Source organism: Microtetraspora niveoalba, from assembly GCF_001570405.1.
In the GTDB taxonomy this organism is placed as follows: domain Bacteria; phylum Actinomycetota; class Actinomycetes; order Streptosporangiales; family Streptosporangiaceae; genus Microtetraspora; species Microtetraspora niveoalba.
The window spans coordinates 150,774-165,907 of record NZ_BBYM01000009.1; the positions used below are offsets into that span (position 1 = coordinate 150,774).

A 15,134-nucleotide genomic window follows, 5' to 3' on the forward strand; every position below is an offset into this window, starting at 1 on the left:
CGGTTCCCCACCCGGCATTCCCAAGTCGCCGGGATCCGTCCCCGGGCCGCCGCGTCGTCGCCGTACGTCGACGAGGTCGGTTCACCTGTGGATGCTCAAGCCCGGGGAGCGGCCGGTGTCCTCGTGTTCGATGGCCGGGGTCGGGGCGCGTTCGCGGTGGCGGACCTCGTCGACCGGGCTCGAACCGGCGTCCACCCGGTCCCGAGCCGGGCGCTCTACCACTGAGCTACGACGAGGCCACGTCACCGTGCGCGGCACCGCCGACCGGGCTCGAACCGGCGCCTACCTGGAGAAGAGCCAGGCGTTCTACCTCTGAACTACGGCGGGCCGCACCCAGTGTGGTGCAGACGGCCCGGCGGGCGCCACACAATATCCGGGGCCACGGCGCCGACCGATCGGGCCGGGCGCGGCCTCGGGCAGCTTCGACCGGACGGCGCCGACCGGACGGCCGAAACGGCCGCGCTGGGCGGTGCCCCGGACTACTTCTCGGGAATTTCCGTCGTGGGCAGATCGCCGACCACCACTCCGGCGGCGAGCCCGTGCCGGGCGTCGGCGGCGAGCTCGGGTTTGACGCCCTTGCCGCTGAACACCCCCGCCCGCCGCAGCAGCGCCGCCCAGACCGGATCGGCGACGCTCACCCCGTGCACCAGTTCGGGCGTCGGCCGGAACACCGCCACGCCACGCCGCGGCGCCGGCGCCGTCCACCCCGACTCTCGCGGGTCCAGCCCGGCCGTACGGCAGGCCGCCTCGACGTCGGCACGCGTACACGCCGCGGTGCCGTCCAGCACCTCCCACGGCAGCGGCAACGCCGCCCACACCGCGGTGCCGGGATCGACACCTCCGCCGGACGCGCGATGCCAGGCGGCCAGGTCCGCGGCCATCAGCCGCATCGCCTTGCCCGGGCAGGCCGCGTCCAGCAACCGGAGCGCGTCCAGCGACGCCAGGCAGGCCAGCCAGCCGGACCGGGCCGTGTTGTAGGCGACCGCCAGGTTGTTCCAGGTGGTGGAGTCGTCGCCGCGCCGTACGATCATCGTGGCGCGGTCGGTGCCGGGATTCCAACGGGTGCGCAGCAGGTCGGCGCTGTGCCGCATGACCGCCGACCACTGGCCGAGCAGCCGCCCGCGCTCCTCGTCGGTCAGGCGTTCCAGGACGTCGGGAGTCGCGCGTACCTGGGCGATCATCCACCAGTCGGTCCCGTCCGCGCACCGGTCGAGCAGCACCTGGGCGATCTCGTCGAACGGGTTGTCCCGCCCCGAGAGGCTGAACTCGCGGCGCGTCTTGCGCCGCGCGGTGTAGTACGCCACGAAACACGCCGCGTCGGCGTCGGCGGCGAACCGCTCCGGCGGGATGTCGGCGCCGAAGCCGGTCACCCCCACCATGAGCAGGCGCCGCTTGTCCTGCTCGGTGCCCAGCGTCTCCGCCTTGGCGGCGATCCGGCGCAACATCCTGAACCGGCGGTTGTACTGCCGCTTGGACAGATCCATGCCCGCCGCCTCCCGGGCGTCCCGGTTGAGCCGGTCGGCCAGGAAGTCGGTGCGGTCCGGCGTCCACCGGATCTCGTGTCCCATGGTCGCCGCGAACTCCAGCAACGACTCGGGGTCGTCGGGGTCGACCTCCACCCGCCGGCCGAACATACGGCCGGCCGCCGCGACCTGCCGGGCGCCCCCGACCGGTCGTCTGTAGTCGGCCGACATCGAGGAGAACCAGCCCTCGCGGCGGGAGGAGTGCTTGGCGGCGCGCTCCAGCACGACGCGCTCGCGCCGCGACAGCCGGCCGCCGAGTGCTCCGAGGACCAGATCGGCGACGTCCTCGGGCCGGTACCGCCGATCCAGCGAACCGTGCAGCTCGGCGAGGATCTCGCGTCGCGACCGGCCTCTGTCCTTGTCCCTGCGGAACCTCATGAGAGTCATGATCCCGGCAGATTCGACCAGACTTCGACTGGTTTATCCCCGCCCGGCGGTGCGGCCCGCCCCGGCGATGCCGGGCCGGGCCACCCGTCGTCACGGGGTCAGGCGGTGCAGGTCGCGGGGGAACAGGGTGGCGCGGCGGATGTTGTCGGCCCCGGTGAGCCGGGTGGTCCACCGTTCCAGGCCGAGGGCGAAACCGCCGTGCGGCGGCATGCCGTGCCGGAAGGCGGCCAGGTAGCCGGCGTACGGCTCGGGTGACTCGCCACGGGCGGCGAGGGCCGCGAGGTAGTCCTCGTGGCGGTGCAGGCGCTGACCGCCGGTCACGAGCTCCAGGCCGCGGAAGAGCAGGTCGAAGCTGTTGGAGTGCTCCGGCCTGCCGGGCTCGGGATGGGTATAGAAGGGGCGTTTCACCATCGGGTACCCGGTGACGAACAGGAACTCGCTCCCGTGTTCGCGCAGCGCCCACTCCGACAACCAGCGTTCGTGGGCCGGGGCGAGGTCGGGCTCGCCGCGCGGGTCCTCACCGGTGTGCTCGGCGAGGAGCTCCTGGGCCTCGGCGAAGTGGATCTCCGGGATCCGGCGCGGCACGTCGGGCAGTGCGACGTCCAGCAGCGCGCACGCCTCGCCGGCCTGGGCCGCGACGGCGGCCGTCATCCCGGCGAGCACCTCGCGCAGCACGGCCATCACGTCGCGGTGGTCGGAGACGAAGCCGAGCTCGGCGTCCAGCGAGGTGTACTGGGCCAGGTGCCGCGCGGTGTCGTGCGGCTCGGCCCGGAAGACCGGGCCGACCTCGTAGACGCGCTCGAAGACGCCGGCCATCGCCTGCTTGAAGAACTGCGGCGACTGGGCCAGGTAGGCGGGTGTGCCGAACCAGTCGATCGCGAAGACGTCGGCGCCGGACTCGGTCGCCGACGCCACCACCTTCGGCGTGTGGATCTCGGTGAAGCCGAGCGCGTCGAGCGCCGTACGGAATCCCGCGACGGACGCGGCCGAGATCGCGTGAGGGGCCCGCAGCAGCGGATGGCGCAGGGCGACCGGGGCGTGGTCGAGGATCGTCGGCAGCGTGGCCGGCACGGCGGGGCGATAGAGGTCGAACGGCGGGGCCGCGACCGCTTCGGACAGGACGGTCACCGCCGGGGCGGTGATCTCGGCTCCTCCGGGAGCCTGGGGGTTGGCGGTCACGGTCCCGGTGACCTGCAGGACGCTCTCTTCGGGATGGCCGCCGACCGCGCTCATGACCTCGGGGTCGGTGACCACGGCCTGGGCCAGGCCGGAGCGGTCCCGCAGGACGAGGAAGACCACGGACTTCAGGGTCCGCCTGCGGTGAAGCCATCCCTGGACGGTCACCCGTTCGCCGATCCGGCGCGGGAGGTCCGCGGCCAGGCTCCGGGCGGGGTGGACGGTTGCGGATGTGGAGATCATCACAAACCTCTGTCAAGTGAGTGGTGATCCCTTGGGAGTGCGGGCGAGAAGGGAACTCGCGGTGCCACCGCACTTTCGCCGCCACGTGTACGGGCGGCCTCGACGAGCCCGATGACGGGGGCCGGCCGGCGGGGCATTGGGCGCGCGCGCCGTTCCTCCCCGCACTCGGGAGGGTCTTCGCCGCCGGGGGCAGGTCCGCCTTCGCAGCTTCCGGCGGCTCTCTCCCACCTGCCCGGTCCGGTGACTACTCGTCTCCGTCAACGTGTTGCCGGAAGAGTACGGCCGCCCCGCCGCGTGACGCAACCGCGTTCCGGGGCGGGGCGACCGGATCAGTAGGGGATGGGCACGGGATCAGTAGAGGCGGTTGTCCGGCACGGGCAGGTCGATCTGCCGGGGGCCGTGCCAGGAACCCTTGTCGCTCGGGATGTCGCCGTCGGTCAGCGAGTGGCCGATGCCGAGCACGAGCGGGATCTGGACCCGGCTCCTGTGCAGGTCGACGGTGACCTGCGCGCCGGTGGCCGTCTCACCGCTGTAGGTCGAGTCGGTTCCGGCGATCACCAGGCCCAGCCGGTGCCCCTTCTTGAAGACGTAGTCCTGCGGCAGCGTCCTCCACTTCACCTGCGCGTACGTTCCGGGGGTGAGGGGGGAGGGCTCGCTGAGCGAGTCGCGGTTCTGCGCGTCGATCCAGCCGCGGGCGACGATCTCCAGCGGCCGGGTGGCGAGGTTGGTGACGACCTTCCGGTAGCAGGCGTCGTCCGCGGCCGTGCTGTCCCCGTGGCAGCTCTCCTCGGAGAGCGTGGTGATGCCCTGCCCGCGCCGCCAGTCGATCCTGGTGTCCTCACCGAAGTCGACGAGGAGCGCGGTCAGGTTCGAGGTGGGCCGGTCGAGCGCGACGCGCAGGTCCACGACGGGCGTGCCGGACATGCGCAGGTCCCGGGGCAGCTCGCCGGTGGTGAAGGCCACCCGTCCCGGTTTGGCCGTCCCGACGTCGGCCACCATCGCGTCCTCGGACTGGCGGATGTCGGTGAAGGTCGCGGTCGCGCCGTTCTTGGCCGGGGAGAGCCCGAGCGAGCCGTCGGCCGCCGGACGGAGGAACTTGGTCGACGCGGCCGGCGCCGGCCAGTCGCGCTGGGTGATCCAGGAGGTGGGGCCGACCTGCACGTCGGCGCGCGGCTCGTCCATGACGCCGTTCGGCACGCCGAGCAGCCAGTGGTCGAACCACCGGTGCAGCGTGTCCACCCACAGGTCGCGGCGTCCCTCGAAGTCGAAGGGGTCCACGTGCTGGTACTGGCCGACCCAGATCTTGCGGGGCACGTTCCTGTCGGCCAGCGCCTCCCACCAGGTGGAGAAGTGGTCGGGCTTGACGTTCAGGTCGTTGACGGTGTGTACGGCGAAGACGCTGGCCCGCACCTTGGAGGCGTCGCCCAGAGTGCCGGCGATGTAGTCGCGCTCGGCCCAGAACGCGTTGTAGTCGCCGGTGTCGTCGCCGTCCTCGGCGTCCAGGCGGGCCCGTACGGCGGCGCACTTGGCGGCGGGGTCGGTGTCGACGACCCGCGCGAGGTAGGACATGTAGTTGTAGTTGTAGACCACACCGTTGGAGCGCTGGTACTTGTACCAGGAGCTGATCGCGGAGATCGGGACGATGGTCTCCAGTCCCTGGACGCCGGTCGCCGCGACCGCGTTGGCGAGCGTGCCGTCGTACGACTTCCCGATCATGGCGGCCTTGCCGGTGGTCCAGTCGGCGAACGCCGGGGTGCCGTCGGCGTGGTAGCCGGGGGCGCGGCCGTTCAGCCAGTCGATGACGGCCTTGCCGCCCAGCACGTCGCCCCGGCCGCCGACGTCCGGACAGCCGCCGGACTTGGTCGTGCCGGCCATGTCGACGTTCAGCACGGCGTATCCGCGCGGCACGAAGTAGTTGTCGTAGAACAGCGGGAACTTGGCGAGGTCGCCGGCCGGGTCGTAGACCTTGCGTTCGGACTCGTTGCCCCGGCCGGAGTTGTCGTAGTAGGGGCTTTCGTCGATGATCGCCGGCACCTTGAGGCCGGGGCCCGACTCCCTGGGTCTGATGATGTCGACCCGGATCCGGTCCCGCCGTCCGTCGGCGTCGCCGTCGACCTCCGACTCGACGTAGACGTGCTCGCGGACGGCGTCGGCGTACGAGAAGACCGGCTGGGTGCGGCCCTGCTCGACGGTGATGGAGGGGCCGCCGGTCGCGTGGGCCGGGGTTGCGGCCGTGACGACCAGGGCGGCGGCGATGAGGGCTGCTCGTAACTGTGGCACGGGAGCCTCCAGAGACTGGGGGAACTCCCGTTAATCTCTGTTGTGTCCGTATCGCCGACAAGATTCCTTTATGGGTTCGGGATCACCTTGCTCCTGCTATGTGACATCGCGCGCGGGCTTCGTCAGCGCGGAGGGAGCTGGTCGAGCTGTCCGACGGCCCATTCGGCCCACTCGCGTTGCATGGCGCTGAAGCGCAACCCCCACTCCACGGCGATCCGCCCGTAGACCGACAGCGGGTCCCGGCCCTCCGCGATGAGCTCGCGCACCTTGGCCAGGCCGTCCTGCTGCTCGGTGGCGGCCGCGGCCCGTTCGCGCAGGTAGTGCCGCGCCTGTTCGGGCTCGACGGTGTCCAGGAAGAACACGCGGAGCAGCATGTCGCTGCGCCGGGAGCGGTTCGGCTCGACATCCGTGATCCAGTGCCGCAGCTCGGCCAGCCCGGCATCGGTGATCGCGTACTCCTTGCGGCCGCGCGGGCCCTCGGCCACGACCTCGGCCAGGCCGGTGTCGGCGAGCCGGCCCAGCTCGCCGTAGAGCTGGCTCTGCGTCGCCGGCCAGACGTTGGACAGCGAGATCTCGAACATCTTCATCAGGTCGTAGCCGCTGGCGGGACCGCGGGCGAGCAGCCCGAGCATGGCGTGGCGAAGGCTCATGGAGGCAAGCCTACATTCCAAAGTTGACATGTCGTCCTAGGAGGTTCTACTTTCGACATGTCACAACTGGAACATCGCTTGAGGGGCCCCCGTGCTTGGTTACATCCGCAGCTTCCTCCCCTGGATCGCCTTCGCCGTGCTCGCCACGAACGGCGAGGCCAGGTACGGCGCGGCCGCCGCCCTCCTGCTGTCCGCCCTGCTGCTGGGGATGGACCGCCGCAGGGGACGCGCCTGGGACGCCCTGGTGCTCGAGATCGGGTCGGTGGTGTTCTTCGGCGTGCTCACGCTCGCCGCGCTGACGATCACTCCCGCGCCCTTCGGCGAGTACGGCCCCGCCGTCGCGGTCGGCTGGCTCGCGCTCACCGCGTGGACCACGCTCGCCATCCGCAGGCCGTTCACGCTGGGGATCGCCCGCGAGTCGGTGCCGGCCGCGGTGCACGGCACCCCGATGTTCTACCGGGTCAACGCGATCATCACCGCCGTCTGGGCGGTCGCCTTCACCTGCAACGCCGCCGGGCTCGCGCTGCTGATCGCCTTCGCCCCGCACGCCACCGTCGCGATCATCGCGGTGAAGGTCTGCGGCTTCGCGATCCCCGCCGTCTTCACCGTGCGCTACACCACGCTCGTCCGGGCCCGCAACCGCGCCGCGCAGCCCGCCGCCTGAACCACCCCCGCACCCGCCCGGGGCGCGTCACAGGACGGCGGCGAGACGGTGGGCGAGCGCCGTGTTGCGGCGGTGGCCGAGACGCTGGACCGCCAGCTCCAGGGCGTCGCGCGGGCCGACCAGGACGACCCAGGAACGCGCCCGGGTGACCAGGGTGTACAGGAGCCGGCGGCGGAGCATGATGCCGCCCGACTCGGCCACGAGCGGCGCCACCACGAAGGGGTACTCGCTGCCCTGCGCCCGGTGCACGCTCACCGCGTAGGCGTGGGTGAGGTCGTCGAGCTCGTCGAAGCCGTACGAGACGAGGTCGCCGTCGTCGATCCGGACCTCCACGGCGCGGTCCTCCGCGTGCACGGCGGTGACGGTGCCGGTCTCGCCGTTGAAGACGCCCTTGTCGTAGTCGTTGCGTATCGGCATCACCCGGTCGCCGACCCGGAACACCGAGGCGCCCGACCAGTGCTCCGCCTTGTCCGGGGAGGGCGGGTTGAGACGCTCCTGGAGCCTGCGGCCCAGCTCGACCGTGCCCGTCGCGCCCCTGCGCATAGGGCAGAGCACCTGCACCCGGCCGGGATCGACGCCCTGCTTGCGGGGGATCGCCTCGGTCGCCAGGTGGACCACCCGGTCGGCGACCGCGGCCGGGTCGTCCAGCTCCTCGAACCAGAAACCGCCGCCGCCCGGGACGTACGGCGGCTCGCCCGACCTGATGCGCCGGGCCGCCTCGACGATGCCGCTGCCGTCCGCCTGCCGGTAGACGCGGGCGAGGCTCACCCGGGGGATCTCCTCGACGCGCAGCAGGTCGGCGAGCACGCTGCCCGGCCCGATGCTCGGGAGCTGGTCCCGGTCGCCGACGAGCAGCAGGTGGCTGCCCGAGGGAACGGCCGAGCACAGCCGGACGGCCAGGTGCAGGTCCAGCATGGACGCCTCGTCGATCACGATCAGGTCCGCGGCGGCCGGGGTCTCGTCGAAGAGCGTCTCCGGGTCGGGCTCGTGCGCCAGCATCCGGTGGATCGTCATCGCGGGCAGCCCGGTCAGCTCCGACAGCCGCTTGGCCGCCTTCCCCGTGGGCGCGGCGAGCGTGACGCTCCCGCCCATCGCGCGCACCGTCGCCGCGATCACCCGCACCGTGTGGCTCTTGCCGGAGCCGGGCCCGCCGGTCAGCACCGAGACGGTGCTGGTCAGCGCCATCGTGACGGCCGCCCGCTGGTCGTCGTCGAGAGCCCGGTCCTCCTCGTACCGCCGCATCGGCAGGGTCGAGCGGGCGCGCCAGAGCCGGCCCAGCTCGGCGGCCAACCGGGTCTCGCGGGCGTGCAGCCCCTTGGCGTACACGACCGGCCCGGCGGGGCCGTCCTCGACCACCACCAGCAGCTCGCCGGCCAGCGCGTCGACCATCGCGCGGACGAGGTCCTCGTCCTGCTCCGTCAGCTCGACGGCGCGGGTCACGAGCGCCCGCATGGCGAGGAAGCAGTGCCCGTCGCGGCCCGCCGCCGTCTCCAGCCGGTCGAGGATCGCCGCCTTGACCCGTTGCGGGCTGCTCTCGGGGACCCCGGACGCCAGGGCGATGCGGTCCGCGGTGGGGAAGGCGACGCCCCGCACCCGCCCCACGAGCCGGTACGGGTCGGACCGCAGCACCTCGGCCGAGTCCGCCCCGAACACCTGGTAGATCTTGGTCGCGAGCAGCGGGCTGACGCCGAACCCCTGGAGCGTCACCATCAGCGCGGCGATCGCCTTCTGCTCCCGCCACGCGGCCACGATCTGCGCCTGCCGTACCGGACCGATGTTGACGACCTCGCGGAGCCGTTCCGGGCTGCCGTCGACGACCTCCAGGCTGGCCGCGCCGAAGTGCTCGACGATCGCCTGGGCGAGCCGCGGCCCGATGCCCCTGATCAGCCCCGAGCCCAGGTAGAGCCGGATCGCCCGGACCGTGGACGGCACGATCCGCTCACATCCGGTCACCGCGAAGCGCCGGCCGAAGCGCGGATGGTCGTCCCACTCGCCGGCCAGCCGCAGGGTCTCGCCCGGCTGCGCCCCGGCCAGCGCCCGCCCCGACGCCACGAACGAGGGCTCTCCGTCGGCGCTCATCCGCGCGACCGTGTACTCGTCCTCGCGGACGAACACCAGTTGCTCGACTGACGCCTCCACACCGGCAATCCAACCATCCCCGCAGGCGGGGGAGTCATCCCGCGTCGACGCGCAATTCATGGAACGCCATACTTTGGCGGCTTTCGCCGGCCGGACGTCCTCCATCCTGAGCCTGACCGCGACAGGTGGAGCGAAGGGATCATCGCGATGGCCGAGCGGAACGGTCAACCGAGGCTCAGGGGCCCGAGCGAGGTCGTCACACGCGAGGCCGCGATCGAGCGCGGCAAGAGGGACGGCAGGGACCCGCAGATGCGCCGGCTGTACCTGTCGCGAGCGCATTACGACCCGCCGTTCGTCAAGCAGGTGATCGGGCTCTTCGACGCGCAGCAGAAGGAGATGCTCGCGGCGCGCGAGGCGGAGCTGGCCGCGATCGAGCGGGAGGCCAAGGACTGCGGCCTGGCGCTCCTGCGTTCGCAGGAGCGCTTCCGGGCGCTGGCCGCCAGCCTGAACAGCCGCATGATCGAGCTGGAGGGCGTGGCGGACCCGGCGGCCGACTGGGGCGGCGTCCCCTCGCTGACCCCGGCGGAAAGCGCCCGCCTGCGCGCGGAGAAGCGAGCCCGCGAGCTCGATCGCGACCTCCACGAGCGGATGTCCTGGCTCTCCGACGCGGAGCGCCGCTGGGAGCGCTGCTGGGACGTCCACGGCCTGCTGGCGCGGGCGGAGCTGGACCGGACCAAGGTGCTCCTCGACTCCTACGAGGAGGGCCTCACCCAGTCGCACTTCAGGGTGGTCGGCTTCCACGGCATCTGGCAGCACACGGAGCCGACGCTCGCCGACGGCTGGCTGGAGGACCGCGAGGAGCGGAGGAAGAAGGCGTTCCCCGGCGGCGTCCTCGACGGCCCCGTCCGGTTTCAAGAGCAGGTGCGGTCGGCCTTGGCGGGCGAACAGGGCCCGCGCGGCATCGGAAGAGGCGACCACGGCGACCGCCACGGCGACCACCACGGTGACCAGGGCGACCGCCACGGCGACCACGGCGACGAGACACGAGCGTGACAGGTGCGAAGAGCCATGAGAATCCCCACCTCATCCCCGAGAATCCCCGGCTTCCGAAGGACGCTCGCCGCGCTGGCCGCGGTCCTGCTCGTCCCGGCCGGCGGGTGCGCGAGCGAGTCCGACCGGGCGATGTGCGGCGTCGTCGTCGACAGCACCGGATTCGCCGAGTACGCCACGGCGAAGGACCTCATCAGGCGGCACCTCGGCGGGTTCGCCGACGGCTGCGACTGGGTCGGCCTGGCCGCCATCACCGGCAACTCGGTCGGCACGCCCTGCCAGGTGGCCTCGCTCCGCCTGTACGCGAGCGACCGGGAGAACCCCAACCGCAACCCCAAGATCGAGGAGGCGGTCCGCGCCGAGAAGCTCAAGCAGGTCGGGGCCGGCGCCGAGAAGCTGCTCACCTGCCAGGACGACCCCAGCGGCGGGTCGGACGTCCTCGGCGGCCTGCGGGCGGTCGGCGACCGGATGAAGAGCGCTCCGAAGCCGGACCGGGACCGGGAGATCGTCGTCTTCAGCGACCTGATGAGCAACGTCGGCGTCCTCGATCTGAACGAGTCCGACTACGGCGAGGAGCAGGTCCGCAAGGACAAGGTGCGGGAGCTGCGTGAGAAGCACCTGCTCCCCGACCTCGCCGACACGGCGGTCGCCGTGCACGGATTCAACCTGCTCTCCGAGCGCGACCCGGACCGGGTGCCCCAGCTCCGGCTTCTCTGGACGGAGATCTTCACCGCCGCCGGAGTCCGCGAACTGACCATCGACTGACATATGCCGAGATGGAGGAACGAGTCGTGACCACGCAGCAGAGACCGGACGACGTTTTCGCGCTGCCACCGGCCTGGCGGCCGGACCCCGTCCCGCTTCCCGACTGGGCCCAGCTCAGGGAGCGGGTCGCGGCCAGAGGCGGGCAGGACGGCCAGGCGCCCAGCCTGGACGCGATCACCCTGAAGACGCAGGGCTACGAGCCCGGATATCTCCTCCAGCTCGACGAGGAGCGCGAGCTGACGATCATGGCCGTACGGGACGGCCTGGAGCGGGTGGAGAAGGCGGCGGGCGACGCCAAGGCCGCGCTCGACACACGCTCCAGGATCGGCGAGCCCCGGTACGAGCGGGTGCGCGAGGCGTACGAGGAGGCCGTGAAGCAGGTGGAACTGCTGGAGGCCGGCCCCTCGCGGGAGCCCGGTGACGGGCTGCCCAGCTCCATCGCGCTCAGCGGGTGGAGGAAGACGGTCGGCCACTGGGCCGTGCCCCTGCTCATCCTCCTCGTGCTGCTCGCCGTCGAGACCCCGATCTACTACGAGACGTTCCTCAACTGGGGCGACAGCATGGCGCTGACGTACCTGCTGGCCGTCGGAGCGGTCTTCGTCTTCGTCTTCGGCCCCCACTTCTACGGCCGGAACCTGCGGGAGTGGCAGGAGTACCGCACGCGGGGCGAGGAGGCCCACGGCCTGGCCAAGTGGCCGCCGCTCCTGATCATCGTCCCGGTGATCTGGCTGTTCGCGATCGGCTCGGTGGCCTACTTCCGGATGAACGCGCTCTTCCACACGATCTCCGTCGAGGACCAGGAGACCGGCGAGTCGCGGCAGATCGCGTCGGTGGCCTCCGACATCGGCGTGGTTCCCACGCTGGTCCTCGTCCTCGCCCTGCTGATCTTCACGGCGCTGATCGCGACCGAGCTCGGCCGGAGGATGGGGAACCCCAACGACAAGGAGCTCAGGGAGCAGCGGGCCAGGCTGCGCCGCGCCGAGGCCGAGATGAGAGCCGCGGACCACTGGCGCACCGAGATCGACACCCGGCTGGGGGAGATCGCCGGCCTCCTGGACGAGCTGGAACGGCGGAAGCGGACCTGTCCGGCGCAGATCGAGCGCGGGTTCGACTCCGTCGAGACGGTCTACGTCCAGGAGCTGATCAGGCCGATCGGCGACGAGGAGCTCGCGCTCTTCGTGCCGGTGATCCTCGACCGGCACCGGCGCCGGCACGAGTGGATCGTCGCGGACAGCTGATCCGCGCCGCGAACCGTACGAAGACATACGAAGACATACGAAGACACAGCCAGGAGGACCGAACCGCAATGAGCGTGAGCCTGACCAAGGGCGGCAACACGTCGCTGAGCAAGATCGCCCCCGGCCTGACCCGGGTCCTCGTCGACCTCGGCTGGGAGCCGCGTGTCACCAACGGCGCGCCGTTCGACCTGGACGCGTCGGCGTTGATGCTGGGCGATGACGACAGGATCCTGTCCGATCGCCACTTCATCTTCTTCAACAAGCTGAGCAGCGACGACGGGTCCGTCGAGCACACCGGGGACGACCGCACGGGCGACGGCGACGGCGAGAGCGTCAAGGTGGACCTCGCCGCCGTCCCCGCCGCCTGCGCGCGGATCGTCTTCGCCGTCTCCATCTACGACGCCGACCGCCACCGGCAGAACTTCGGCCAGGTGGGCAACGCGTACGTCCGGGTGATCAACGCGATGGACGGGGTCGAGCTGGTCAGGTTCGACCTGTCCGAGGACGCCTCGACCGAGACGGCGATGGTCTTCGGGGAGATCTACCGGCGTGGCGGCGAATGGAAGTTCCGCGCGGTGGCGCAGGGCTACCCCGACGGGCTGAGGGGGATCGCGCGGCACTTCGGCGTCGACGTGCGGCACGAGCCGGATCCGGGGGCGTGACCCGATGACCGTCCGCGATCTGCGCTGGCCGCTCGCCGGCACCGCCGCCGGCCTGCTCCTCGCGCTCCTCCTCGGCGGCCCGGGAGCACTCGTCCTGGTGGTGATACTCGCCGTCCTGGAGATCTCCCTGTCGTTCGACAACGCGGTCGTCAACGCCAAGGTCATCGAGCGGATGAGCCCCCACTGGCGGCGGATGTTCCTGACCGTGGGCATCGCCGTCGCGGTGTTCGGCATGCGGCTGGTCTTCCCGCTGCTCATCGTCGGCGTCACCGCGCGGCTCACCCCCGCGGAGGCGCTCGCCCTCGCGCTGAGCGACCCCGCCGAGTACGGCGTGCGGCTGCACGAGGCGCACCCGCTGATCGCGGCCTTCGGCGGCATGTTCCTGTTCATGATCTTCTTGGACTTCGTGTTCGAGGACCGCCAGTTCAAGTGGCTGGTGTGGCTGGAGCGCCCGCTCGCGCGGATCGGCAAGCTCGACCAGCTCTCGGTCGTGGTCGCCCTCGCGGTACTGCTGACGGCGGCCCGCGTCTTCGCCGCGCCGCCGTCCGTCGTGGTCGCCGGCGTCCTCGGGATCATGACGTACCTGCTGGTCAACGGGCTGGGGGAGCTGTTCCAGGCGGACGGGGTCGCCGCCGCCGGCAAGGCGGGCTTCTTCCTGTTCCTCTATCTGGAGGTGCTGGACGCGTCGTTCTCGTTCGACGGTGTCATCGGCGCCTTCGCCATCAGCCACGACCTGTTCCTGATCACCCTCGGTCTGGGCATCGGGGCGGTGTACATCCGGTCCTTCACGATCTTCCTGGTGCGGCGGGGCACCCTCGGCGAGTACGTCTACCTGGAACACGGCGCCCACTGGGCGATCGGGGCGCTCGCCGGGATCATGCTGCTCAGCCTCGGCCTCGAGATCCCCGAGATGGTCACCGGGCTCATCGGACTCGCCTTCATCGGCACGTCCATGGCGTCCTCCGCGGGGCGCAACCGACGTGCCGGGGAGCGGGTGGAGGAGTCGTCGGGAGCGGCCGCCGGCTGACGGCGCCGGGCGGCGGAGGCGCGCGAGGAAGGGAAGAAAGTGCCGGTCTACTACTTCAAGGCTCCGCGTCCGGACTCCTCGGCGGCCACGCCCACGGCCGGAACCGAGACCGGCGCGCCGCGAGTCGCGCTCACCCCGGAGTCGCCCAGCGTGATCCTTCCCGAACGCAAGGGGCTCCTGCGGGTCAACCTCGACTGGGAGAGCCCGGCGAACTCCCCGATCGACCTCGACCTGTGCTGCCTGTGGGAGTTGTCGGACGGCAGCAAGGGGTGCGTGCAGGCGCCGGGACGCAGGTTCAGGGTGCCGCGTCATGGCCCGGCCCCGGTGATCCTGCTCGACCGGGACGACCGTACGGGCCGGGCCGACGGAGGCGAGACGCTGCACATCGACCTCGCCCAGGTGGACCGGATCCGGCGGATCCTGGTCTTCGCGCACCTCTATTCCGGAGCGCCGAACTGGGCCGCGGCCCGGGCGGTGGTCACGCTGATGCGCGACGACGCGCCGACCGTCGAGATCAAGCTGGACGAGACCGCCTCCCGCGCCTCGGTCTGCGCGATCGCCCTGCTGGAGAACGCCGGCGACGACCTGGCCGTGCACCGCGAGATCAACTACTTCTGGGGCCGGCACGGCGGTCACCAGGCCATGGACGCCGCCTACTCGTGGGGGTTGTCCTTCGCGCCGGGAGGGAAGTGAGACCCGGACGAGGGTGGGAGGAAGATCCACGCGGTCTCCTCGAACCCCTTCTCCGGCAGCTTGGCGGTGACCGGCCGGAAGGCGGACGGGTCCAGGTCCCCGTGGCCCTGCGCCACCACGTCGGTGAAGATCGAGTCGGAGACGGCGAGGACGAAGGCGGCGGCGATCTCGTCGCGGAGCGCCGTACGGAGCGGCGGGGCGTCGAGGATGCGGTGGACCGCGATGGCGGTGCTGCCCACGTATCCGTTGGCGCCGCGCCTGATGTTGCCCCGGCACATCGCCACGCGCAGCCGCAGCCGGGCGTGCGCGGCGAGATCGGCGTTCAGCGCCTCCAGTTCCAGCCGGAGCGCCCGGACGAAGTCCGGGATGACCTGGGGTTCCTCGATGTCAGGGGGGAGCGCGGCGAACTGGCCGTCGCCGTGCTCCTGCAGGGCGACCGCCGCCTCGTCGACGCCGGCCCGGCGGCGCGCGGCGGCCAGCAGCCCGACCAGCCGGTCCTGGGCGCGCAGCGCGGTGACGTCGTTGAACCGGCTGTACTTCTCGATGTCGGTGGCGATGCACAGCCGCACCGCGACACGCTCCAGCCGGCCGCCCGCCGGTCCCGGCGGCCCTTCCGGTGATCCGCCCGTCCGCGGGAGCGGCTCGCCGAACGTCTCCGCGGTCGCCATGGCCGCCTGGAAGACGTCCGACCGTGCCC

General features: G+C 71.7%; 13 protein-coding genes and 2 tRNA genes. 7 read left to right on the forward strand and 8 right to left on the reverse strand.

The annotated features are described in order from the left end of the window. Positions 1-164 precede the first annotated feature (164 nt). The 6 genes from AWQ70_RS09740 to AWQ70_RS09765 all read right to left on the reverse strand — a co-directional run bounded on the left by AWQ70_RS09740 (position 165) and on the right by AWQ70_RS09765 (position 6,259). A tRNA-Pro gene (locus AWQ70_RS09740) sits at positions 165-236 on the reverse strand. A gap of 19 nt (positions 237-255) precedes the next feature. Then, positions 256-327: transfer RNA gene (locus tag AWQ70_RS09745), tRNA-Lys, on the reverse strand. Between the two features lie 152 nt (positions 328-479). Continuing rightward, positions 480-1,901, reverse strand: coding sequence for a hypothetical protein (locus tag AWQ70_RS09750; RefSeq protein WP_067173139.1), 1,422 nt, complete (start codon positions 1,899-1,901; stop codon positions 480-482). Between the two features lie 99 nt (positions 1,902-2,000). Beyond that, on the reverse strand, positions 2,001-3,329 hold the full coding sequence (gene aspS / locus AWQ70_RS09755) for an aspartate--tRNA(Asn) ligase (RefSeq protein ID WP_067173413.1): 1,329 nt from the start codon (positions 3,327-3,329) through the stop codon (positions 2,001-2,003). A 351-nt stretch (positions 3,330-3,680) separates the two neighbouring features. Further along, on the reverse strand, positions 3,681-5,609 hold the full coding sequence (locus tag AWQ70_RS09760) for a Xaa-Pro dipeptidyl-peptidase (protein ID WP_067173142.1): 1,929 nt from the start codon (positions 5,607-5,609) through the stop codon (positions 3,681-3,683). 122 nt (positions 5,610-5,731) lie between these two features. Next, the gene (locus AWQ70_RS09765; protein WP_157529975.1) at positions 5,732-6,259 is read right to left on the reverse strand and encodes a PadR family transcriptional regulator; all 528 of its coding nucleotides are present in this window, start codon (positions 6,257-6,259) and stop codon (positions 5,732-5,734) included. A gap of 91 nt (positions 6,260-6,350) precedes the next feature. Here AWQ70_RS09765 and AWQ70_RS09770 point away from each other — a divergent pair, with 91 nt between their 5' ends. Beyond that, positions 6,351-6,923 (forward strand): hypothetical protein, encoded by a 573-nt coding sequence (locus AWQ70_RS09770; RefSeq protein WP_067173145.1) that lies wholly within the window; start codon positions 6,351-6,353, stop codon positions 6,921-6,923. Positions 6,924-6,950: 27 nt separating this feature from the next. Here the strand turns inward: AWQ70_RS09770 and recD2 are convergent, their stop codons facing one another. Continuing rightward, positions 6,951-9,062, reverse strand: a complete 2,112-nt coding sequence (gene recD2 / locus AWQ70_RS09775; protein ID WP_218004476.1) for an SF1B family DNA helicase RecD2 — start codon at positions 9,060-9,062, stop codon at positions 6,951-6,953. Between the two features lie 147 nt (positions 9,063-9,209). Here recD2 and AWQ70_RS09780 point away from each other — a divergent pair, with 147 nt between their 5' ends. The 6 genes from AWQ70_RS09780 (at position 9,210) to AWQ70_RS09805 (ending at position 14,437) form a co-directional block, all read left to right on the forward strand. Next, complete coding sequence (locus AWQ70_RS09780) at positions 9,210-10,055, forward strand: hypothetical protein (RefSeq protein WP_067173149.1); 846 nt, start codon at positions 9,210-9,212, stop codon at positions 10,053-10,055. 15 nt (positions 10,056-10,070) lie between these two features. Next, on the forward strand, positions 10,071-10,817 hold the full coding sequence (locus tag AWQ70_RS09785; protein ID WP_067173152.1) for a hypothetical protein: 747 nt from the start codon (positions 10,071-10,073) through the stop codon (positions 10,815-10,817). A gap of 26 nt (positions 10,818-10,843) precedes the next feature. Further along, positions 10,844-12,055 (forward strand): hypothetical protein, encoded by a 1,212-nt coding sequence (locus AWQ70_RS09790; protein ID WP_067173154.1) that lies wholly within the window; start codon positions 10,844-10,846, stop codon positions 12,053-12,055. Between the two features lie 68 nt (positions 12,056-12,123). Next, the gene (locus AWQ70_RS09795; RefSeq protein WP_067173157.1) at positions 12,124-12,717 is read left to right on the forward strand and encodes a TerD family protein; all 594 of its coding nucleotides are present in this window, start codon (positions 12,124-12,126) and stop codon (positions 12,715-12,717) included. A 4-nt stretch (positions 12,718-12,721) separates the two neighbouring features. After that, positions 12,722-13,744 carry a DUF475 domain-containing protein gene (locus AWQ70_RS09800; RefSeq protein ID WP_067173160.1) on the forward strand — a complete coding sequence of 341 codons (1,023 nt, stop codon included), beginning with the start codon at positions 12,722-12,724 and terminating at the stop codon, positions 13,742-13,744. Positions 13,745-13,783: 39 nt separating this feature from the next. Continuing rightward, positions 13,784-14,437, forward strand: coding sequence for a hypothetical protein (locus AWQ70_RS09805; RefSeq protein WP_084516736.1), 654 nt, complete (start codon positions 13,784-13,786; stop codon positions 14,435-14,437). Here AWQ70_RS09805 and AWQ70_RS09810 read toward each other — a convergent pair. Next, the coding region (locus tag AWQ70_RS09810; RefSeq protein WP_067173163.1) for a hypothetical protein at positions 14,398-15,134 on the reverse strand (737 nt) is incomplete at its 5' end. The genes AWQ70_RS09805 and AWQ70_RS09810 overlap by 40 nt on opposite strands.